The sequence below is a fragment of the Secundilactobacillus angelensis genome, assembly GCF_012641075.1.
In the GTDB taxonomy this organism is placed as follows: Bacteria; Bacillota; Bacilli; order Lactobacillales; family Lactobacillaceae; genus Secundilactobacillus; species Secundilactobacillus angelensis.
In genome coordinates this window covers 49329-72167 of the sequence record NZ_JAAXLJ010000010.1, presented here as the reverse complement: position 1 = coordinate 72167, position 22839 = coordinate 49329, and the positions used below count along the sequence as shown (strand labels likewise).

Genomic DNA, 22839 nt, shown 5'->3' with positions numbered 1-22839 from the left:
ATTAAACGTTTACACTACATAACATAGGTGTTAACATTTAAAGTGAATTCCGTAACATATAATCTTAAAATAGGAGTGTCAATCATGAAGGAAAACTTTGATTTCTTAATGCCAAGTGTCAACTTCTTTGGTAAGGGTGTTATCAAAAAGATTGGTGACCGTGCCAAGATGTTGAATATGAAGACGCCTTTAATCGTAACTGATAAGGTTTTGGAAGGCATGGATAACGGTCCTGTTGCCCAGACATTAGCTTCCTTGGATGCTGCTGGCGTGAAGTACGTTATTTTTGATGGTGTTGAACCTAACCCGAAAGTTCGTAATATTCAAGCTGCTAAGAAAGTATACTTAGACAACAACTGTGACAGTATCATCACCATCGGTGGTGGTTCTTCTCATGATTGTGGTAAAGGAACTGGGATTATCTTAACTAACGGTGATGACATCACCAAGTTGGCTGGGATTGAAACCCTCGAAAACCCATTACCTCCACTGATGGCTGTTAACACCACTGCCGGGACTGCTTCAGAATTAACCCGTCACTGTGTCATTACTAACGAAGAAACTAAGCTGAAGTTTGTTGTTGTTTCATGGCGTAACGTTCCACTGGTTTCCTTTAATGATCCTATGCTCGAACTGGACGTACCAAAGGGATTAACTGCCGCAACTGGTATGGATACTTTCGTTCAATCAATCGAACCATACGTTTCAACCAACCGTAACGATATTACCGATGGTCAATGTATCGAAGCGATTAAGCTAGTCGAAGAAAGCCTTCGTGAAGCCGTTTCAAACGGTCACAACCTTGAAGCTCGTACCAAGATGGTTGAAGCTGAAATGCTTGGTGGGATGGCTTTCAACAACGCTGACTTAGGCTACGTTCACGCTATGGCTCACCAATTAGGTGGCCAATACGATGCCCCTCATGGTGTCTGCTGCGCAATGTTGTTACCAATCGTTGAAAAGTACAACATTCCAGCTTGCCCAGAACGGTTTGCTGAATTAGCTAAGGCCATGGGTGAAAATACTGATGGTTTATCAACCCGTGACGCCGCAGAACTTTCAATTAAAGCAATGCGTCAGATGTGTGACGATGTCAATATCCCACGTTCAATCAAGTCAATCGGTGCAAAGCCAGAAGACTTTGAATTGATGGCGGAGAACGCTTTGAAGGATGGTAACGCCTTCTCTAACCCACGTAAGGGGACTAAAGAAGACATCGTTAAGTTGTTCCAAGAAGCTTACGATCAACAGTAATTTAACTTAGATATTAATCTATAAGGGTCCAAATTCTGAATTGAATTTGGATCCTTATTTTGTTGCAAGATTTCGCTGTATATTTGATTATTCTGATGTTTAAAAAGTTTGACCTTTAATTATCTCGGTAAGTATGAGTTAGTTCAAATTTTGTTCTGCTATATAAACTCTTTTACGAAAGGGTGTTGTACCGGTAATTAAGAATTATTTTTAGCACTCTCGATATTTGAGTGCTAAATTCTTGCATTCCTGACCAATACTGACTAATATATACAATGTAAGGTTGGTAAGGAAATAAGAACCACTTGTCCACTGACCTTAGTTTAAAATTCTGAAAGGGGTTTTGTACTATGGCTAACTACTTAGCAAACAGAAACTTTAACGATTTGGATCCAATGAACTTCTTCAGCGACTTTGGTAACTTTGGAAAGAAGTTCTTTAACAATGATGAAATGAAGACTGATATTAAAGAAACCGACAAGAGTTATGAAGTTGCTGCTGAACTACCAGGATTCAAGAAAGATGGCATTCACATTGATTATCGTGACAATACGCTGCGGATCAATGCTGTTCATAACCTGGAAAAAGAAGATAAAGATGAAAAGGGTCGCGTTCTTCGTCAAGAACGCAGCTCAAGCAATATCACTCGCAGCTTCTATCTGCCAGGTGTTGATGAAGAAAGCGTTAAGGCAACCTATGATGGCGGCATTCTCAAGTTAACTCTGCCAAAGATGACAGAAGACAAACAGGACAGTCACCACATTGATATTGACTAAAGATTAAGTTGTATTTGATTGCATCCACTAATAAAGGCGCACCGAAATTTTTCGGTGCGCCTTTTGCTGTCTATTTCTTATAAATTTTATACTGTTTACCCGTCTCATAAACGATTTCTGGATCATCGCCAGTTCGCTGATTGCGGTTGAGTAAATCGATCATACCGGACTCGTCTTCGGATAGTTCAAAGTCTAGTTGCAGATTTTCCATGATGCGGCTGGGTGTTTTAGACTTTGGGATTACCGCAACACCATTTTGCAGGTGCCATTTTAAAATCAACTGGGCGACAGAAACGTGATGATGATTAGCCATTTTTTTCAACATTTCGTTATCTAATGTGACACCACGCCCCAGGGGACTCCAAGCTTGGGTCACAATATCGTGCGCTTTATCAAAAGCCACCAATGCCTGCTGGTTGAGGTACGGATGCCGCTCAATTTGGTTCACAACAGGCATTTCTTTAGCCTGTGTTTTCAGCAATTCAAGGTGGGCCACACTGTAGTTTGAAACACCAATAGACTTAACTTTGCCGTCTGCTTTCAGTTGTTCCAGTGCTCGCCAGGTATCGAAGAAGTGTTGTTGAACCGGCCAGTGAACCAGCAGTAAATCGAGATAATTGGTTTTTAATCTTGCCAGCGAATCATCAATGCTTTGAATCGTATTATCGTAGCCTTGACTGATTTCAGCGACCTTTGATGTGATAAAAACCTGGTCCCGAGGAATCTGCAGGTTCACCAACGTTTGTCCTAACAGATCTTCATTGCGGTAAAGCTGAGCAGTGTCAAATAGCCGGTAGCCTGCGTCAAATGCCGTTTTAATAGTGGTATCCATCATTTCTTGGGTGTTAATTAAGTAAGTTCCAAAGCCGACCAACGGCATTTCATTACCGTCTGCCAGCTTAATCGTATTTTCGGACATAGTATAACTTCCTCTCTAAAAGTCTACCTTCTCATTATAGCAAAAGCGCTTACAAATATTGGCTTTTCTTTAAAGAAATCAGCAGATTCGCCCAACCGGCGCCAAAATTTTGTACAATGTTATCAAGAGATACGGAAGGTGGCGTGGAACATGGCGATTGCGAAGGGACTAACAGCTGAACAGGTACAACAGCGGATCGATGCAGGACAGCAAAATGAACCTGCACCGTCACTCACCCGGTCAATTAAACAGATTTTCCGCGATAATTTGTTAACCTGGTTCAACTTGATCAACCTGGTTCTCGGCGCCCTCGTATTGATCACTGGCAGCTATAAAAATGAATTGTTTTTGGGTGTTGCCATTGTGAATACAGCCATCGGTATTTTTCAGGAAATTCGTTCAAAGCGCCAGATTGATAAAATGAGCTTACTGTCTGAATCAACTTATGAGATTAGGCGGGCAGATAGTGTAGTTGAAGTACATCAGGACGCCATCGTCCAGGATGATTTGTTGATTTTACAACGGGGAGATCAACTACCGGTAGATGGTTTAATTATAGAAACAAAAGGAATCGAAGTTGATGAATCGCAAATTACCGGTGAGGCAACACCAATCGCAAAAACGGCAGGTGATACGGTGGTTTCTGGCAGCTTCTTAGTGAGTGGTCAAGCTGTTGTACAAGCAACTCACGTTGGTGTAAAAAGCTTCATTAATACCCTGTCAGGTGAAGTTCAGTCAGGAGAAAGTTCTAATAGTCAGCTTCTGAACACGATCAATCGTATTATTAAAATTTTAACGATTGTAATCGTCCCACTTGGCGCCGTACTGTTTGTTTCACGCATACTCAACCACAGTACGATTAATCAGGCGATATTAGGAACTACTGCGGCCATGATTGGGATGATTCCAGAAGGCTTAGTGTTATTGACGTCCGTTTCTTTGGCAGTTTCAGCCATGAACTTGGCACGTCATCGCGTTTTAGTTAGGGAGTTGCCAGCAATTGAGGGACTAGCACGAGTAGATGTATTAGGGCTTGATAAAACTGGGACCATTACCAGTGGCAAACTTCAATTAAGTAAAATCGTGCCCTTGCCTGGACAGAGTTTAGATCGATTAAAGGCGTTAATCGCCGGTACCAGCAACGCCATTGGAGACGATAATGAAACGGCTCGTGCTTTAAGTAGCGTTTTACCTGATCCTGGCTGGCAACCAACAAAAGTAGTCCCGTTTTCTTCGGCTCGTAAATGGAGTGGGGTTAGTGTCTCACAAGGAAATTACGTGATTGGTGCGCCTGAATTTGTGCTTAAGCAGGTTCCTGTCAGCTTAGCTAACCAGATAGAAGGGTATGCCGTGGATGGCTATCGGGTACTCTGTATCGCTCAAACTTCGGTTATGGATGCTAATAATCTCGGTGATGTCACCATCCTTGGATTGATTTTAATTGAGGACGAAATCCGGGACAATGCTATTGAAACGTTTCGGTATTTCCAAAATCAAGATGTCGTGCTGAAGGTTATTTCCGGTGATAACCCGACAACGGTGGCAAACATTGCGTCTCGAGCAGGCATCAAAAACTGTTCCCAATCAATTGATATGAGCAGTTTGGGAGATAACATTGATTACGATCAGTTAGTGGCTAATTACACTGTTTTTGGGCGTGTAACCCCTACCCAAAAGAAGCAACTGGTCAAAGCATGGCAACGAGCAGGACGTACGGTTGCCATGACAGGTGACGGTGTCAACGACATTTTAGCGTTACGGCAAGCTGATTGCGGTATTGCGATGGCTAGCGGCAGTGAAGCAGCTAAGAGTATCGCCGACTTTGTGCTGGTAGATTCTAATTTTGATGCCATGCTCAATGTGCTTAATGAAGGTCGCCGGGTAGTGAACAACATCGAACGGGTCGCCTCACTATTTTTGGTTAAAACGATGTATTCAGTCGCTTTGAGCCTAATTTTTATCTTTATGAACAACGGGTATCCCTTCCAGCCGATTCAGCTCACCCCCATATCGGTAATGACGGTGGGAATTCCAACTTTTATTTTGGCTCTTGAGCCGAATTATCAACGCATTTCGGGTCAGTTTATGAAACAGGTCATGGTGATTGCTGCCCCAGGGGCAATTTGCGTGGTAACTTATATTCTGCTGATTGATCTGGTAGGTGGGGTTCAGTTTAATTTAAATTATGCTGAAACGTCCACGCTGTCGGTGCTGCTAACTGGTGCCGTGTGCTTAGTTGCCTTGTTGATGGTAGCACGACCACTTAATCGGTTAAAGATTTCATTAGTCCTACTGATGGGCGGCTGTTTCACACTAATTTTTGTTTTCTTCGGCAACCTATTCTCATTGGAAAGCATTTTTAGTTGGCAAATGGCACTGTTTTACTTACCACTGCTAGTCAGTGTTTATCCCTTTTTCTATATCGTTCAAGAAGTGGTCGGTAAACGAATTCTTGCGCGGATCAATTGGCGTTAGTGAGTGGTGATTTCATTTCACAAAGGAGTTTCTCTCCACATCTAGTTATCAAAACTAGATAATCATGCTATAATAGCTAAAAAGTAGTTAATCACACTATATAAAGGAGTGGCTGAAATGGCAGAATTTGATCAGTATAACCGTTGGGAAGCACAGATTCGACAGGTCAGATTACCGCACTGGAGTGAGTTACCCAAGTTTGATCTTTACATGGACCAGGTCGTGGCATTTGTTAACGACGCGATTGGCCAATTAGGTGTTGAACAGATTACCCCAGCTATGATCAATAACTACGTGAAGCATCAGGTGATTATCGCCCCAGTTAAGAAGAAGTACCAGACCATGCAGTTGGCGGATCTTCTATTGATTGGGTTGTTAAAGCCGCTCTTTTCCACGGAGACTATCCGACACGGGATCGATCAGGTAACAGCCGGTGATTTCCCAAAACAAGCCTACGATAACTTTATCGATGTTTTGAATAGCGCGCTAGAGAATCTAGGTACTGGTCAGTCAGAAGCACCAGCCAAAACGTTAAATGATAAGCTGATGCAAGTCGCCGCAGATACTATCATTAACCGGATCCAGTCGGAACGGTTACTACGGATGATTCAAAAGCCAATTAAGCCAATTAAAAAAGTTAAATAGAATCTTGAAAAGTTTCGATTTATTTCGAAACTTTTTTATTTTATGCTATAAAAGCCTTTATGGCGGTGGTTCAGATAAGTAATGAAAATTATTTCCAGGAAAAGTTTCACTAATAATTTGGATAGCATTTAATTTCACAAGCCATCTTATTAAGCGCTTTCATTCCTATTATAATCATGAAAACACTTGTATACACTGATACATCAGGGAAACTAATCGTGAAAAATAGCCTAGAAATTGAATCAATTCGTCTATTTACATTTTAAAAAAGTGTGATAATATAGTCTTTGTGAAAGAGATAACAAAGAAATCAACCAAAATTTACATTATGGAGGGTTACGAATGTTAAAGGAAATGAATTCAAAATCAAACGACGAAAAGTCTAAGAAGTCTGTTAGTGTCAAGGATACCGTTGATGCGCTTGTTAACAAAGCACACGATGCGCTTTGTGGCATGGACGATTTTGATCAAGAAAAAGTCGATTACATTGTGCACCAAATGGCAATCGCAGGTTTAAACCAGCATATGCGATTAGCCAAACTGGCGGTTGAAGAAACTGGCCGTGGTGTTGTTGAAGATAAAGCCATCAAAAACATGTTTGCCACTGAAGAGATCTGGCACAGCATTAAAAAAGATAAGACGGTTGGGATCATTGAAGACGACAAGGAACGTCAATTGATCAAAGTTGCTGAACCACTGGGTATCTTAGCTGGTGTTACACCAGTCACTAATCCAACTTCCACGACGATGTTCAAGTCATTAGTTGCTGTTAAGACGCGTAACCCAATCATCTTCGGTTTCCATCCACAAGCACAGAAGTGTTCTGTAGAAGCTGCCAAGGTGATGCGTGACGCAGCCATTGCAGCTGGTGCCCCAGAAGGTGTCATTCAATGGATCGAAGAACCAAGCCTTGAAGCGACTACAGCATTGATGAACCATCCACAAGTTGCTTCAGTACTTGCTACTGGTGGCCCAGGTATGGTTAAAGCCGCATATTCAACTGGTAAGCCAGCTTTAGGTGTTGGTCCTGGTAACGGTCCTGCTTACATTGAAAAAACGGCCAAGATCAAGCGTGCAGTTAACGATATTGTCCTTTCAAAGACCTTTGATAACGGGATGATTTGTGCCACTGAAAACAGTGTCATCATTGACGCCGATATCTACGACGACGTTAAGAAGGAAATGAAGGATCGTAAGGTCTTCTTTATTAAGAAGTCTGAACAAAAAGCCTTAGCTGATGCGATGTATGATCCAAAGCGAGGAAGTGTTAAAGGCCCTATCGCTGGTATGTCAGCAGTTAATATCGCTAAATTAGCTGGTATTAAAGTGCCCGAAGATACTAAGGTCTTGGCCGCAGAACTCAACACTGTTGGTCCAGATAACTGGCTCTCAGCAGAAAAGCTTTGCCCAGTCATTTCCGTTTACAAGTCAGCCGATCATGAAGAAGGCTTCAAGATTGCTAACGAATTACTTCACTTTGGTGGTTTAGGTCATACTGCAGCTATTCACACTGAAGACGAAGAACTCGCTACTGAATATGGTATTAAGATGAAAGCCAGTCGTGTATTGGTTAACACCCCATCAGCACTTGGCGGTGTCGGTAACCTCTACAACGAAATGATTCCTTCATTAACCCTTGGTACTGGTTCATGGGGCAAGAACTCTGTTTCACACAACGTGTCATCATTTGACCTCTTAAACATCAAAACAATCGCAAAGCGGCGGAATAATATGCAATGGATTAAATTACCTCGAGTTTACTTTGAAAAGACCTCTGTCCGTTACCTCGGCGACATGCCTGGTATCAAGAAAGTCTTTATCGTTGCTAGTCCAGCTATGATCAGACTGGGTTACGTTGATAAAGTACTTGGCGAATTGAAGCGTCGTCCAGACAGCATGGAATATCAACTCTTCTCAGTTGTTGAAACTGATCCAACTACTGATACAGTTGAAAAGGGCTACGAGCAAATGAAGAACTTCCAGCCTGACACCATTGTTGCATTGGGCGGTGGTTCACCAATGGATGCTGCCAAAGCAATGTGGTTATTCTACGAGCATCCAGATGCAAGCTTCTTCGGCGCAAAGCAGAAGTTCCTGGATATCCGGAAACGGACTTACCAATTTGAAAAGGCAACCAAAGCACAATTCGTTGCCATTCCAACCACTTCAGGTACTGGTTCTGAAGTGACACCATTCGCCGTTATCACTGATTCGAAGACCCATGTTAAGTACCCATTGGCTGACTACGCATTGACGCCAGACGTTGCCATCGTGGATTCACAATTCATTGAAACCTTACCAAAGAAAGCTATTTCATACGCTGGTTTGGATGTTTTGACCCACGCGATTGAATCGTTCGTTTCAAACATGGCATCGGATTACACGCGTCCATGGTCACTGCAAGCAATTAAGTTAGTCTTTGAAAACTTAACGGCTTCGTACAACGGTGATCTGCAAGCCCGTGAGAAGATGCATAACGCAGCTACCATTGCTGGTATGGCCTTCGGTAACGCCTTCCTGGGTGTTAACCACTCCATCGCTCACAAACTGGGTGGTGAGTTCGGCCTCGCACATGGTTTGGCAATTGCCATCACCTTGCCACACGTTATCCGTTACAACTTCAAGGAACCTCGTAAGCTGACTACTTGGCCTAAATACGAATACTTCCGTGCCGATGAGGACTACGCTGAAATTGCGAGATACATTGGTTTAACTGGCAAGAATAAGGAAGAACTCAAGGAAGCCTTAGTTAACAAGATTATCGAATTAGCTCACTCAGTGGACGTTACCTTGAGTTTGAAGGCAAACGGTGTTGACAAGAAGCACTTTGATGAAGCAGTCGATAACTTGGCCGAATTAGCATACGAAGACCAATGCACGACCGCCAACCCTAAGGAACCATTGATCGGTGAACTTCGCCAGATTATGATCGATGAGTATGATGGGAAGGGTGTAGAAAAGTAAAGAGCGCAAAAAAAGGCGGTTAACGCCCAGAATATAAGGAGAGTCCCCATACAGTCTGGTTTTGGATTGTGTGGGGACTCTCTTTATATGGCCGGGCGTTGCCTTTTTTTACGCGTTTCAGCAATGTAAAATTAGTGGGTGATGCCGCCTTCGGCCGCCAGCGTATTCATTGCTGTGGGGACCGGCGAAAGCCAAGGTCTTTCGCCTCGCATCTAAGTCACGCAAAGAACGCGCGTCTTAGATGTCGTCCCGTGCTGTAAGGGCGAAACGACCTAACACCACCGACACAGCTAATGAACACGCTGGCGACCTACAGCTATTTTGTGCATGCTCTTATCTTTACTCAATCGTTACATAATTCATGCAGGAATGATAAGGTGCTTGTTTACACTAGGTTTGTAAGTAAGTCACTACCACTAACCGAGTTAAAGACTAACAGGGGGTTACATCATGTCAACTTTGATATTTGGTCATCGAGGTATTCCTGCAAAGTTTCCAGAAAATTCAATGCAGGGTTTTCGGTATGCTGTTGAGCACAACGTTGAAGGACTGGAATTTGATGTTCATTTAACCCGTGATCGGTTACCAGTGATTATGCATGATGAAAGAATTAATCGGACGACGGATGGAAAAGGCCGGATATGTGATTATGATTATGAACAATTAAGGACGTTTAAATTGAGTAATGGGGAAGCTATCCCAACGTTGTATGAGTTATTAGAGCTAGTGAGAAACGTTGATGTGATATTAAATCTTGAATTTAAAACGGATCAGATTCACTACGAAGGTATTGAAGAAATCGTTTTGGAACAAGTTAATCAAGCTTATTTACGGCACCCTGTTATTTACTCTTCATTCAATTTGGCGAGTTTAAAGCGTTGCCAGGTGTTAGACGATAGTCAAAACTATTGTTTCTTATCAGCACGCACAGTTCGCGAACCGCTTCAATTTATGATAAAGGAACACTTAAACGGGCTGCACTTACATCGCGTGCAAGCTGACGAAGGGCTGATTGAACGGATTTGGACGGTTAACAGCGAAAAACAGCTGATGAAGCTGTTTTCTCAGGATGTTGATGGTATCTTTACGGATGATTTTGAAAAAGCCATGATGATGCGAGATCAGTTATTAGTTGTTTAACTCGAAGGATTTGAATCAGGACTTTTCTGTATTCGAAAAGCCAGCGACAATCGTCACTGACTTCTAAAAATTAATCAACTGAATGATAAAATTGGTTACTCTTTTTCATATTCTTGTGCATGTTTCGGCTTCTTGTCCGGAAACAACTTATACATCCACTTCGAGAAGTAATTAGACCCAATGATAATCAGGTAAACACCCAGATACATGGAGACGACCAGTTGAATCAGAAATACGGGCCAGCTCTTGATTGAAATGTTGGTGATGATCAGCATTGTTGTCCCCCAAGCCAACAGCCAGGCAGGAACTACCGCAAATTTCAGAACAGTCCCTTGCAGGAACAAAACCAAGAAGGTCAAAAAGCCGAAGATGATTGCGCTTGGGATCACGGCACCTAAAGTGGGGAAACTGATGATCCACAGGCAGAAGCAACCTAGTGCGATACCGAATAGAAAACTGATAGAAATGTTTAACACCTTATCCATTGGTGCACCGGCACCAAAAAAGTAGGAAGCAGCAATGAAGGCTGCACCACTCATCCACAGGTGAAATGAGCCAGAAATCAGGCAAAAGATGAGGGTGGTCAGTCCAACCCCGATGGATGAGATCCAGACGTCTTTACTAATTTTCATGATGTCCACTCCTTTAACGAAAAACCAGTCACCTGAACACTTATGTCGTTTCAGTGACTGGCTTTTCAGCTTAGTAGCAGTTTACTATATTAGCGCTTAACGATAAAGTTTAATTAAGTCGTTGTGAGACAACATCAATCTTCGAAGGGTCGCCTTCCCGGCCTTCCTTCATCACAATTTTGCCTGGGTGAATCGCATGCACTGGGCAAACTAATGCGCAGAGGTGACAGCCGACACACTTGCTAGTATCGATTGATGGTCGACGAGTTTTTTCGTCCCACGAAATTGCTTGGTGAGCACCGTCGTAGCAACTGATGAAGCAACGGCCACAGCCAATGCATTTATCCCAGTCAATTTCAGGGTACATCTTGTAATTCCGGTCGAGATCTTCGGCTGGCACGATATTTTTATTTGCCAAGCCGACAAGTTCTGAAAGGTGTTCAACACCCTGTTCTTCCATGTAATGCATTAAGCCGTTTTTCATATCTTCAACGATTCGGTACCCATATTGCATAACCGAAGTGGTGACTTGAAGCGTAGTAGAACCCATGAGGATAAATTCAACGGCATCTTCCCAAGTTTCGATACCACCAATCCCAGAAATAGGTAACTGTTCCAAGCCGGAAGCAACCCGTAATTGTTGGATGAACCGCAATGCAATTGGTTTAACGGCTTTACCAGAAAGGCCAGAAATGGATGATTTACCATTAACGATTGGTAATGCCGTTTTCTTTTCCAGGTCAACGTTGGCAATGGATTTCACGGTGTTAATCGTAGCAATCCCGTCAGCGCCACCAGCCATGGCAGCTTTAGCGGCTGGTACCATGTCAGTGATGTTTGGCGTCATTTTAGCCATCATTGGTAAATCTGAACCGCGTTTAACCGCTTTACAGTACTTCTCGACTAATGGCGGATTAGAGCCAACATCAGAACCCATGGCGTGAGATGTCATTTGTGGACAGGATAAGTTCATTTCAATCATGTCGGCACCGGCTTCAGTAACCAGGCGTGCTAATTCTTCCCAATCCTCTTCAGTTGGTCCCATGATAGAAGCAATCACGACTTTATCAGGATAGTTTTCCTTTAATTTCTTTAAATCGGCCAAGTTCTGTTTCAGCGGATGTTCGGCAATTTGTTCCATGTTTTTGAAGGCGACAAAAGGGGTCCCTTCCTTAGTCAGTTCATCGAACCGTGGTGAAACCTCATCGATTTCAAAATCTTCTGGTCCAATTGTCTTGAAGACGATTCCGCCCCAACCTTCATCAAAGGCTTTAGCACACATTTCATAACAGTTACCTACAGGTGAAGACGATAGGCAGAAGGGGTTTTCAAAGTGAACACCCAAAAAATCAATTGATAAGTCCTTATTAATCATGACGGTTGCCTCCTAAAATACTGTCGATTTCATCGGCGACTTCTTTCCCTTTTTGAACGGCGTAAACAACGGTTTTATCGCCTTGTGCGATATCACCTGTGATGAAGACCTTTGGATCGCGGGTCTTGTAACCTGCGGAAGGCGCTTCGCCGTGTTCAAGACGGATGCCGAGGTTCTTCGCATTGGTTTCTTGGCCAATAGCTAGGATGATTGCGTCTGCTTCAATAGTCATTTTGCTGTTGATGTGTCGATGTTTGAGAGTAACGGTGTGACCATCAACACTTTCTGGAATGTAACCGTCAATGATCGTAACCCCTTCGCGTTCGGCACCGGCAAGTTCTTTTTTCGAAGCACGGAATTCGTCAAATTGTTCGTAAGCTGCGTCAGTGACATGTTCAACGCCCAAATTCTTTAGGGTTGTCACAACGTCCATGGCAACGTCACCACCACCAATAACTAAGGCATCCTTAGGTAATTCAATGTTGCCCTTAGCTTCTTTAGTTCTAGCCAAGAAGGAGACGGCGGTTTCAACGGCATCGTTATTTTCAAAGATTGGTAAGATTTTAGCTTCACTTGCACCGATAGCAACAATTACAGCGTCATTGTCAGCTTTAAGCTGATCCATGGTGATATCTTGACCAATAACGGTATTAAAGTGGATGTTAGCGCCCATATCAGTGATACGTTTGATTTCGTAATCAACAATGTTACTTGGCAGACGATATTCAGGAATACCATAGGTGAGATAACCACCGGCTTTAGCGTTTTTTTCGTAGATGTCAACGCTGTAACCTTTTTCTAGTAGAGTAGTTGCTGACTGTAAACCTGCAGGACCACTACCAATAATTGCAATGTGCATGCCATTGCTATCCCCCTTATGCAGGATGTGCATATCAGCTGCTTGTTCAAAATCAGTGACGTACCGTTGAATACCACCAATATCAATAGGAACATCGATACCACTTCTTGAACAAGCCAGTTCGCAATACTTTTCAGTTGGGCAAACTCGTGCGCAGATGGCACCCAACGCGTTATTTTCTCGAATTGTTTCGGCAGCACCTTTAACGTTACGAAAGCGGACACTACGAATAAATTTTGCGGGATCCGTATGTGCTGGACAAGCAGCGGAGCATGGTGCGTCGTGACACAACAGGCAACGAGCTGCTTCTTCCATTACCGTTGTCATGGTGTAGCCTGGAGCTTCTGTTTCATACTTTTTAGTCATGGTAATCGGCCTCACTTCATTGAGAATTATTAGTGCAAAAACAATTGTGTAAAAATTCACATATCTGATGGTTTTAGAATAGCATGAGGCTGATAAAGGTTGCAAAAACGCGTTTAAAATGCACAATATAAATCATGATATTTGGTGAATATGAGGTATATTTTAAGTCGCTTTTCAATATAAAAAATTATATAAAACCCTAATTTTTCAGTTATAAAGGCTACAATGGCTGTATTGATGGACTTAAAATGCTCGTCATCTTGCCGAATAATAAAAAAGCCATATTAATTTTGAATAATATATTTTGGAATAGGTGTACAAGGGGTTAGGGTGATTCCTAATAGTTGTCAAGATGGGATCCGAGTATAATTAAGACATCAAATCAAGTAGGAATAGGGGTGGGATAGATGAACGTGACGTATTTTATAAAACGACGAAAAGCCTTAAAAATGTCTCAGTGTAAGCTTTGCGATGGGATATGCACGCAAGCAACTCTGAGTAAATTCGAAAGTAATACTCATGTGCCATCACTCACAATCTTGACGCAACTATGTGCTCGTCTGGGGATCTCAGTGGAGGAATTATACGAATCTGAGGAGAGCACTGTTAGCCAGTTGAGTATGCAACTGGATGATATTGAAAAACGGTTAATGATGGAAGATTATTGTCGGGCGTTTGAAGAATTGAACGCCATTAATCCAGAGCAAATTCAATCGGTTGTAGCACAAATGCAGTTTTATTACCTTAGAGGGCTAATGACGGCTCTGACAAATGGCCACGTGATTGATGTGAGCTATGACCTGTCGATGATTTTTAATGTTCTTGATGCGAAACAAAAAACTATTTTTACTTATTTAGGTTTTCTAGGTATGGCTGAGATGTATGCCAGAAATCATCAGCCAAAAAGAGCGCAATCCTATTTTGATAAGGTGCATGATTATCTTAATCAACTGCCAGCGGAACAGCATAGTGAACAATATTACCTGCGGGTGCTCATGATGGTGTATTACACCGCGGAATTTGAAATGACCCAAAAGCGCTATGAAAAAAGTCAACGTTTGATTGAAGCTGGGGTGCAACTATGCTCGGAACAGCACGTTACCTTTTATTTACCGGATCTGAAATTTTTAGCAACTCAGTGCGCAATTGAACGCCATTGTCCGACAGACGAAGTGCAAAGTCTGATGAGTGAAACGATGGCATTTGCTAAAATTAACCAAAATCAAGTGGTTGAGGTGAAATTGGCAGCTCTGAAGCGACAGGTGGAAAAGGGGAAATTACGGGAGGCATAGAAAGAGTGTGACACAACTCCGTAGATTCCAGAGTTTAAGACAAATAACCCCATTCCGATGTTTTTTATCGGGGTGGGGTTATTTGTCTTAAATGGCCGGAATCTGAGTTGTGTTTTAGGCTAGATCAAATTATTGGACAAAAAGAGACCATTTTTCATGTTCCAGTTAAGAACCTGGAGAAAAAATTTATCGATGTCGACTTAAGTCACACACTGTTTAGCAATTAAAAATTAACGAGACTATTCTTTAAGGCATATTTGACTAGCATGGCATGTGAGGGGTAATTGAGTTTGCGCATAATGTTAGATTTATGCGCTTCTACTGTCTTGGTCGTGATATATAGTCGGCTGGCGATTTCCTTATTTGACCAGCTTAATACCATTAACGGTAAAATTTCACGCTCACGACTAGAAAGCGCGTTATAATAATAGAGTTGTTCATCAGCCTGGACTGAGTCAATTCGTTCGAAGTCAGCGGGAGTCAGCACGATGTTTTGATCAACGAAGATGTGGTTTTGAGCTACCGTGGTTAGCGCATCGATGAATTCAGATTCTGGAGAATCCTTTAACACGTATCCAGTCGCACCATAGTGTAGACTATCGTCGATATAATGGTGCTCGTCATGCGACGTATTAATCAGAATTTTGACATCAGGGTAATCTTCGTGAATTCGCCGAGTAGCTCCAACACCGCACTCGCCAGGCGGCATTGAAATTGCCATCACAACTAAGTCAATAGCACCGTCGGCTACCTTGACGTAGGCGTCTGTAGCATCATCAACCTCAGCCACAACGTTAAATTTTGGCTGGGCATTGATTACGGCTTTTAAACCGACTCGATACACCGGTTGATTATCAGCAATCAGCACACGGTACATAGTGGATAACTCCCTTCTTGAATTCTGTTCAGTTCACAATATGATTATTTTATATACTCATAATATCATGAATTCACATTGAAGTAAGCGATTCCAATCCATTTCTTTCAATCTTTATGCAGGTGTGTTAAACTTAAAACAAAATGAGAGAATCATGAATTTAAATTAAGAGTGGTGGTTCGGAATGAACGATAGTATTTATTTGCTAACACCTGAAGATAAAAATTTTATATCTCACGTCTGCCGTAATTTGCAAACCTTTACGCTTTGGGTAAATGAATCGGGGCACGCTGAGGATTTCAAACTACAAGAAGCTCGTGAAAGCAGCGCGGACTATTTATTAGATACGCTGTTAGAAAAATATCAGATTGAATTGACCGATAAACCAAAAGCTGAGAAGTTACTGGCCACTGGTAGTCTGGCTTCTGATCATATTGATATCATTGCGGTGATTAAGGAAATCGCGCGGTTGATCGATACGTTTGCTGCCAGTGTTTCTTAAGCGTTTATTTTTTAAAATACAATCATTTAAAGCTAGTTTTCTACTTGATGGGAGCTAGCTTTTTATGTGTCATGTTTAGCAGTGAACTCTCAGACAGTGGCGGTCACAATTTGGTATACTACAGTTAACAAATTCTGTATTTGGGAAACAGGAAAGAAAGAGGATTAGCCATGCTAAGTTATTTTGCCTTGATCACACTTGTTAAATTATCAGGGTTATTGATTCCGTTTATTTGGTTCTTGTGGATCAGTAACCGTCGATGGCGTTCGTGGGGAATTATCGCCATTATCGTGTTATTTGTTGTCAGCTATATCAATACGTACTTTAATTTGCCAGATCTAGCCTATCCGTCATTGATTGACGGTTGGCTACTGTGGTTAATTGCTGGATTTGTGGTGGTGGCTGTATTGCGCCGCTTCGTTTTCAATCCCAATGCCGTAAAGGAACGCGCTGTCAACCAGGACAACTATTTTAGCCGTTTGATGCGTAGTTTTGGCATTACTATTGGTTGGGTCGGCCGTTTAGTTGGCGCTGCAGTGGCGGCGTTTGTCGTGGTGATTATTTTGAGCAGTGCTGCTTCGGTGATTACGTCGATGAATCCTAAGCCAGCCGTCGATTCCATTAAGACGGAAATGAATAATTCTACTGATGGTGCGCCAATGCCTGTCATCAAGAATAGTGCTGAAACCCCAGTGGTCAACGCACCGCAAACTGTTTCTACTGACATGAATAACTCACTGAACAGTTTTAAGAACTCTAACGTTTACGATTTAAACCATATGCGGGTTCAGATGTATAACGGCAAAATGGTTTACGTGGCGCCCGTTGAATTCTCTGGCGGTTTCTGGCGTTATATTCACTATCAAAAAGTACCAGGCTACTTCATGACTAATGCCACTGATAAGAACGCAGATCCAAAGTTCGTGGCTAAATCCATGCGTTATACGCCAAGTGCTTATTTCAACCGTGACGCTGATCGGCGGATCAATGCTTACAGTATGGGGTATACCATGGTTGGTGATACGTCACAGCTAGAGGTTGATAACAACGGAACGCCTTACTACGTTCGAACGCTCGCCAAGCCAATTTCGTACTTTAATCGAAACTATGATTTTAAACATTACAAAGTTGCGGTGCTAAATACCGTTAATGGTAAGGTCAAGGTCTATTCACCTAATAAAGTACCAAAGTTCGTTGATGTGGCCGCTACACCTGAATTGGTTCAAAAAGAAGTGTCAATGTTTGGCCGTTACCGTCACGGTTTCTGGAACGCTACCAGTTTTGGTGGTCATAATGACGTGATGAAGCCAACGGAAGCCGGAACTGAGGGTGGCAAGACGTTAACGCCTTACGCCTATAAGGGCCGGATCTATTACTTCACCGGGATGACCAGTGTTAATAGTCACCAAAGCTCCATTCTTGGCTATGCCTTCGTGGATGCTAGAACTAACACGCTTCACTACTACCGTGAGCACGGTAACGTCATGACACCAGAACGGGCCATTTCCTACGCTCAGCAAGATATTAATCCGCAAAACTATAAGGGGACCTTGCCATTACTTTACAGAATTAATGGCAATCCAACTTGGGTCGTTTCCATGCTTGACCGGGATAACAACTCCTTTATGAAGTTCGTTTATCTGCTGGCAGATGGCAATAACCAAAGCGGTACCTATGCAATTGGTGATGACGCTCAGAGCACATTGGAAATATTCCAGCAGCGTGTGGGCGCCAAGACGGGAACAACCGTTGAACCGAAAGTTACTGGTAAGACCATATTCGGGACTGTTGAACGGGTGGTTAAACCGGATGATAAGCAGATCCTGTTTATCTTAAAGGGTGACAGCCACGTTTACCGGATGGATACTTCAGCGAAGACCTTCCAGCCAATTGATCAGTTCATTCAGACTGGTGATAAAGTTAGCTTTAAAGCCACTGCTTCAGATAAGAACCAGCTGGCAACGGCTAATGTTGGCCTTGAAACCTATAAGAATCAGTCGATTAAAACACAGAAATAATGATTGAAATGTTAAGCGGTAAGCTCTGGTAAATGAGCTTACCGCTTTTTGAATTGTATGCTTGACTTATTTTTTAAAGTCAGTATACTGTTCAATGTAATATAGTTAGCCGGCTAATTAAATTATAAAGGTCTGAAAAAGATGGAAAAAGGTAATTTCAAAGATCGTCCGAATGCTACTCGGTTAGCGTTGAGTATCGGTAAGGTTAATTCCGACATTGATATTGATACCGTACAGCAGTTTTTAAACTTCCAGTATTCATATCGTGAGATGCAGCGCCAATATGACGCGGTGTTAGCGAAATACCAGTTAACGGAATCGCGATTCGTTATTTTGATGTTTCTTTACGAAGCACCGCATCAGCAGTTATTGCCGTTACAACTCGCTGAAAAATTAGGTGCCACTAGGGCAACCGTCAGTAAGCTATTAAGGGGGTTAGTGGACCAGAGACGGGTTGACAAGCAACCGTCTCCCACGGACAAACGAGCGACCTTAATTAGTTTGACGGCGGAAGGAGAAAGGGTTTTATTATCTTTTCTACCACATAATTTTGATGCAGTTCAAACCTTATTTGGAGATTTATCTTCGGATGAATTAACTACACTATCACATTTGTTAGCAAAGATTCAGAATGGTACACAGACACTTGAACAAGAAATGGAGAAATAAACATGGAAAACGAAAAAATTAACTTCTTAAAAACATATATGAGTCTCTACATCGGCCACGACGAGGTTTTACCAGAAATGCAAAAACCAGACTCAAAATACGTTGTGTTAGACGTTAGAAACGCCCCAGCCCAAATCAAAAAGGACCAAATTAAAGGTGCCGTTGCCATTGCTGCTAAGGATCTTTCTAACCATCTTGATGAGTTGGACAAATCTAAGACTTACGTGGTATATGACTGGACTGCCGGTACGACATTGGGCAAAGCAGCTTTGCTGACCTTGCTTTCAGCTGGTTTCAAAGCTTACGAACTTTCATGTGCCCTAGAAGGCTGGAAGGGTATGCATTTGCCAATTGAAACAATCGCTTAAATCAGTAGTGAACGTTAAGTGTATAGGATAATTAAAAAGGATGTATTCTCACTGGAATTAGTGAGGACACATCCTTTTTAATATTTCAGAAAATTATTTATCAGCTTTTTCAGCGGCTTCAATTTCCGCTAAAGTTGGAATTGAAGGGTGGGCACCCATTCGTTGAACGGTGATGGATGACGCACGGTTAGCGAAGCGGATAGCTTCAGCCAAGTTGCTGAAGTCAGGTTTTAGTTGAGAACTTAAAGCACCGATAAAGGTATCGCCGGCAGCTGTTGTATCAACGGCGTTAACCTTGAAGGCATCTACAAAGCCGTAGTTACCGTCTGCAGTGTGGTAGAAAGCACCCTTGCTGCCGACAGTGATGATAACGCCTTTAGCACCCATTGCGTGGAGCTTTTCAGCACCCTTGATCATGGAAGCTTCGTCAGTAATCTCAACGCCAGTTAAGGTTTGGCATTCAGTTTCGTTTGGTACGACTAGATCACTAACAGCTAACAAACTAGCTGGAATGGTTTCCTGAGCAGGAGCCGGGTTCAAAATAGTGACAACGTTGTTTTCTTTGGCAACCTTGAAAGCTGCTTCAGCAACATCAAGCGGTGTTTCAAATTGGGTAATAATGAAATCACTCTTAGCAATCGTGTCCTTCGCATTATCAACGTCTTTAGTCGACAATACTTGGTTAGCACCACCATAAACCAAAATGGAGTTTTGACCGTTTTTATCAAGTAAGATAAAGGCTTGGCCAGTTTTAGCATCATCAGTAACGGTGATCTGGTCTACGTTAATACCAGAGTCAGTCATGGATTTCACCATAAACTTACCGTTAGCGTCGTCGCCAATTTTACCAATAAAGTAGGTGTCGGCACCGGCACGGCCAGCAGCAATTCCTTGGTTAGAACCCTTACCGCCACCAGCGAAGGATTGGTCGCCCATAGCGAGGGTTTCACCGGGTTTTGGTAAACGGGGGATTTCAAGGATTGTGTCCACATTCAAACTACCAATTACAGTTACACGATTAGTCATCTTAGTAAACCTCATTTCAAATTGTGAATTTATTTAAATTAAATGTTAGGTAAAACGTTTTACGTATCTTGCACCTAATAATATATCAGATAATGTAAGCTGTTTCAATAATTTCGCTAAAATTATCATTGTCATCCAGCATAATCGCTACGACCATCTCATATCATGAGTTTAACTTAAAAAGATTAAAAAGCGATTTAGTGGGCAATGATTTTCAAAATTTGGCGGGTTTGGTCTACCGTCAATTGTCCAGGCGCAGATAATGATGAGGTGGTGGCGAAAGTCAGTACACTATCAAAAGTTTGACCGGCAACTCGTGTGACGGCACCCAGTGAGCCCATTGCCATGGTGATGATGGGCTGCGAAATATCTTGACTGGAGTCGTGAGTAGCCACCATTAGATTTAAAACGTCATCGTTATTTTCAGGCATGACAGCCAGTTTGACAACGTCACCGTTTAATTGGGCCATTTTTTTAAGTTGGGTAATCATTTCACTTTTTGTCGGGGTGTGCTCAAATTCATGATGACTGATGATGGTTCGTACTTGATGGGAGCGTCCTAGAGCGATCAACTGATCCGCAATGTCAGGCTCGCGGCGCCACTCAACGTCAATAGCAGTGACCTCTGTTCGTAACACGATTTGGGTGTATAACATTAAATAATCAGCGTCTGCAATCTGGCGTTTACCGCCTTCTGAGCGGTCGCGTAGCGTGATAATTAATGGCAAATCGCCAAGAATTTCAACTAACCGGTTAGCTGTAGAAAGGATTCCTGCAGTATCTTCTAAATCGTTAAAGTAGTCTAAGCGCCACTCCGCAATATCGGCTGAAGAAGAGACAATTTCTCCGGCTTGGCCAATGACGGCGTTTGAATCTGCTCCCGTAATTGGAACACAAATCTTTGGAACGCCGCTACCCAGCGACAGTCCCTTGAAGGATACTGGTGTCATATGAATGTGAGCCTCCTTGATTAATCTATTTCTCATCTGAATTTAGCATGTTTGCTGAGAGTAAGCAAGAAAAGATGTTAAACCAGTAGTCCCACGCAGCAACACTATGTTATAGATTGACGTTGATGATAGATTTTATAAACAGTTGTTTGAAGTTTTCAAGACGAAATTATTCTAATCTAGTTTTAATAAAAATAAAGTATCATATTTCCTATTATTGAGAAGGATTGGTGAGTGATTTGGAAGCAACTGAGCAATTAGCTGCAATTAGTAACTATACCGCGCAAAAATTGGCAGGAGATGCTACTGGGCATGGCATCGATCATATTAACCGAGTAGTGACCAATGCCAAAATGTTGTTGGCGGAAGAGCCCTCTGCAGATTATTTGATTACCCTGAGTTCGGCCTACTTACATGATGTGATTGATGATAAGCTGGTTTCGGATGTTTCATCGGCACAACGGGACGTGGAGAACTTTTTGAGGGGCATTGAGTTTGACCCGGATCAAGTCCAAGCGGTGATGTTCATTATCAACAACATGTCATTTAGTAAAACGCTAACTGATGATCAGCAGCCATTACCACTGGAGGGTCAAATTGTGCAGGATGCGGATCGGTTGGATGCAATTGGTGCAATTGGTATAACTCGAGCGATTTATTATGGCGGGCATCATAGCGAGAAAATCTATGATCCAAATATCGCACCAAGAACCAATATGACCAAATCGGAGTACCGTAATTTAAAGAACGAAACAATCATTAACCACTTTTACGAAAAACTGCTGAAGTTGCCAGAAAGTATGAATACCCCAGTGGCGAAAAAAATCGCAAAGGGAAGGCAAAAGACCATGACCACTTTTTTGGAAGATTTTAAGGCGGAGTGGAATGGATTAAGTTAAGGTGCGAAAACGAGCGCTTAGAGAGCGAAATGGAAGGCGAGGCCCCCATAAATCCTGAACTTGGATTTGTGGGGGCCTCGCCTTCCATGCAGCTCTCTGCTCGTTGTAGCCCAGTTCAGCTATGTAAGAGTTGAGAGCCCCAAACTTGAATTTATGATTATGCAGCTCTCTGCCTGTTGCAGCCCGATTAGTCTATATAAAATTGAACTGTCTTACTCTTCTTCCAGCAAATCCGTAAATTCACCATCAACCAGCTTACAAACCGCCTCAGCATTTACCTTCACTGAGCGGCCAATTTGACCGGATGAAACAATAATTTCACCCTGTTCCTTGGCAGTGTTGTCAAAGTAAATCGGGTACTTTAATTTTTCCCAAATGCCGATAGGCGTGTTAGCACCATGCTCGTAGCCAGTGGTCTTAACGAGTTCTTTCAAAGGCACCATGTTAACTTTTTTGTTACCTGAAGCTTTTGCTAATTTTTTCAGGTCCAGATGTGTATCTAGCGGCAGGACGCCAACAACGGGACCAGTGGTTTTACCAGAAGCTACCAGCGTTTTGTAAATCGTGTGCTGGTCAATGGTACTTTCATCAATATCCATTTCCTGGACATCACCTGCTTCGTGGGTGGCAAAGGACATTTGCTCGTAGCTGATTTTAGCCTTGTCGAGGATCTGTTCGACTAACGTTTTATGTAACTGACTTTTTTTCTTCTTTTTTGACATGTTGATCATTCCTTACATAAATAATTTGGTGCAGTCCAGATAAACAATTAATAAGGACCAATTTGCTTAATAGTGCGTTTCAATCTATCCGAAAGCGCTAAAATCTGTTAT

General features: G+C 42.4%; 20 protein-coding genes. 12 read left to right on the top strand and 8 right to left on the bottom strand.

What is annotated here, in order from left to right; translation table 11 throughout:
• Nucleotides 1-84: 84 nt before the first annotated feature.
• The gene (locus HC026_RS07190; protein WP_168925315.1) at nt 85-1254 is read left to right on the top strand and encodes an iron-containing alcohol dehydrogenase; all 1170 of its coding nucleotides are present in this window, start codon (nt 85-87) and stop codon (nt 1252-1254) included.
• A gap of 350 nt (nt 1255-1604) precedes the next feature.
• Nucleotides 1605-2030 (top strand): Hsp20/alpha crystallin family protein, encoded by a 426-nt coding sequence (locus tag HC026_RS07185; protein WP_168925314.1) that lies wholly within the window; start codon nt 1605-1607, stop codon nt 2028-2030.
• A 70-nt stretch (nt 2031-2100) separates the two neighbouring features.
• Here the strand turns inward: HC026_RS07185 and HC026_RS07180 are convergent, their stop codons facing one another.
• Nucleotides 2101-2949, bottom strand: a complete 849-nt coding sequence (locus HC026_RS07180; protein ID WP_168925313.1) for an aldo/keto reductase — start codon at nt 2947-2949, stop codon at nt 2101-2103.
• 150 nt (nt 2950-3099) lie between these two features.
• On the opposite strand from HC026_RS07180, the gene HC026_RS07175 reads away from it, so the two are divergent.
• From HC026_RS07175 to HC026_RS07160, 4 genes are all read left to right on the top strand, one after another.
• Nucleotides 3100-5424, top strand: coding sequence for a cation-translocating P-type ATPase (locus tag HC026_RS07175; protein ID WP_168925312.1), 2325 nt, complete (start codon nt 3100-3102; stop codon nt 5422-5424).
• A 117-nt stretch (nt 5425-5541) separates the two neighbouring features.
• On the top strand, nt 5542-6069 hold the full coding sequence (locus HC026_RS07170; protein ID WP_168925311.1) for a DUF1836 domain-containing protein: 528 nt from the start codon (nt 5542-5544) through the stop codon (nt 6067-6069).
• Between the two features lie 354 nt (nt 6070-6423).
• Nucleotides 6424-9033: a bifunctional acetaldehyde-CoA/alcohol dehydrogenase gene (adhE, locus tag HC026_RS07165; protein WP_408640987.1), complete on the top strand. Its 2610-nt coding sequence runs from the start codon at nt 6424-6426 to the stop codon at nt 9031-9033.
• A 450-nt stretch (nt 9034-9483) separates the two neighbouring features.
• Complete coding sequence (locus HC026_RS07160) at nt 9484-10173, top strand: glycerophosphodiester phosphodiesterase family protein (protein WP_168925309.1); 690 nt, start codon at nt 9484-9486, stop codon at nt 10171-10173.
• Between the two features lie 95 nt (nt 10174-10268).
• Here HC026_RS07160 and HC026_RS07155 read toward each other — a convergent pair whose 3' ends face one another.
• From HC026_RS07155 to HC026_RS07145, 3 genes are all read right to left on the bottom strand, one after another.
• Nucleotides 10269-10805: a DUF1097 domain-containing protein gene (locus HC026_RS07155; RefSeq protein ID WP_168925308.1), complete on the bottom strand. Its 537-nt coding sequence runs from the start codon at nt 10803-10805 to the stop codon at nt 10269-10271.
• Nucleotides 10806-10914: 109 nt separating this feature from the next.
• Nucleotides 10915-12180, bottom strand: a complete 1266-nt coding sequence (gene preA, locus HC026_RS07150) for an NAD-dependent dihydropyrimidine dehydrogenase subunit PreA (RefSeq protein ID WP_168925307.1) — start codon at nt 12178-12180, stop codon at nt 10915-10917.
• Nucleotides 12173-13405, bottom strand: coding sequence for an FAD-dependent oxidoreductase (locus HC026_RS07145; protein ID WP_168925306.1), 1233 nt, complete (start codon nt 13403-13405; stop codon nt 12173-12175). Before HC026_RS07145 ends, preA begins: the two co-directional genes overlap by 8 nt.
• A 407-nt stretch (nt 13406-13812) precedes the next feature.
• Between HC026_RS07145 and HC026_RS07140 the strand changes: the two genes are divergently transcribed.
• Nucleotides 13813-14697: a helix-turn-helix domain-containing protein gene (locus HC026_RS07140; protein ID WP_168925305.1), complete on the top strand. Its 885-nt coding sequence runs from the start codon at nt 13813-13815 to the stop codon at nt 14695-14697.
• 223 nt (nt 14698-14920) lie between these two features.
• On the opposite strand, the gene HC026_RS07135 is transcribed toward HC026_RS07140, so the two are convergent.
• A complete protein-coding gene (locus HC026_RS07135; RefSeq protein WP_168925304.1) occupies nt 14921-15574 on the bottom strand; it encodes a response regulator in 654 nt (217 codons plus the stop codon).
• A 184-nt stretch (nt 15575-15758) separates the two neighbouring features.
• On the opposite strand from HC026_RS07135, the gene HC026_RS07130 reads away from it, so the two are divergent.
• From HC026_RS07130 to HC026_RS07115, 4 genes are all read left to right on the top strand, one after another.
• On the top strand, nt 15759-16076 hold the full coding sequence (locus HC026_RS07130; protein WP_168925303.1) for a hypothetical protein: 318 nt from the start codon (nt 15759-15761) through the stop codon (nt 16074-16076).
• A gap of 170 nt (nt 16077-16246) precedes the next feature.
• Nucleotides 16247-18094: a hypothetical protein gene (locus HC026_RS07125; protein WP_168925302.1), complete on the top strand. Its 1848-nt coding sequence runs from the start codon at nt 16247-16249 to the stop codon at nt 18092-18094.
• 141 nt (nt 18095-18235) lie between these two features.
• A complete protein-coding gene (locus HC026_RS07120; protein WP_168925301.1) occupies nt 18236-18763 on the top strand; it encodes a MarR family winged helix-turn-helix transcriptional regulator in 528 nt (175 codons plus the stop codon).
• A 2-nt stretch (nt 18764-18765) separates the two neighbouring features.
• A complete protein-coding gene (locus HC026_RS07115; RefSeq protein ID WP_089121219.1) occupies nt 18766-19131 on the top strand; it encodes a rhodanese-like domain-containing protein in 366 nt (121 codons plus the stop codon).
• 93 nt (nt 19132-19224) lie between these two features.
• On the opposite strand, the gene rbsK is transcribed toward HC026_RS07115, so the two are convergent.
• Nucleotides 19225-20157, bottom strand: a complete 933-nt coding sequence (gene rbsK / locus HC026_RS07110) for a ribokinase (protein ID WP_168925300.1) — start codon at nt 20155-20157, stop codon at nt 19225-19227.
• Between the two features lie 197 nt (nt 20158-20354).
• A complete protein-coding gene (gene aroD / locus HC026_RS07105; protein ID WP_168925299.1) occupies nt 20355-21107 on the bottom strand; it encodes a type I 3-dehydroquinate dehydratase in 753 nt (250 codons plus the stop codon).
• Nucleotides 21108-21346: 239 nt separating this feature from the next.
• Here aroD and HC026_RS07100 point away from each other — a divergent pair, with 239 nt between their 5' ends.
• Nucleotides 21347-22006, top strand: a complete 660-nt coding sequence (locus HC026_RS07100; RefSeq protein WP_168925325.1) for an HD domain-containing protein — start codon at nt 21347-21349, stop codon at nt 22004-22006.
• Nucleotides 22007-22218: 212 nt separating this feature from the next.
• Here the strand turns inward: HC026_RS07100 and HC026_RS07095 are convergent, their stop codons facing one another.
• Entirely contained in the window at nt 22219-22728 is a 510-nt protein-coding gene (locus tag HC026_RS07095) for an aminoacyl-tRNA deacylase (RefSeq protein ID WP_168925298.1), read from the bottom strand.
• Between the last annotated feature and the right edge of the window lie 111 nt (nt 22729-22839).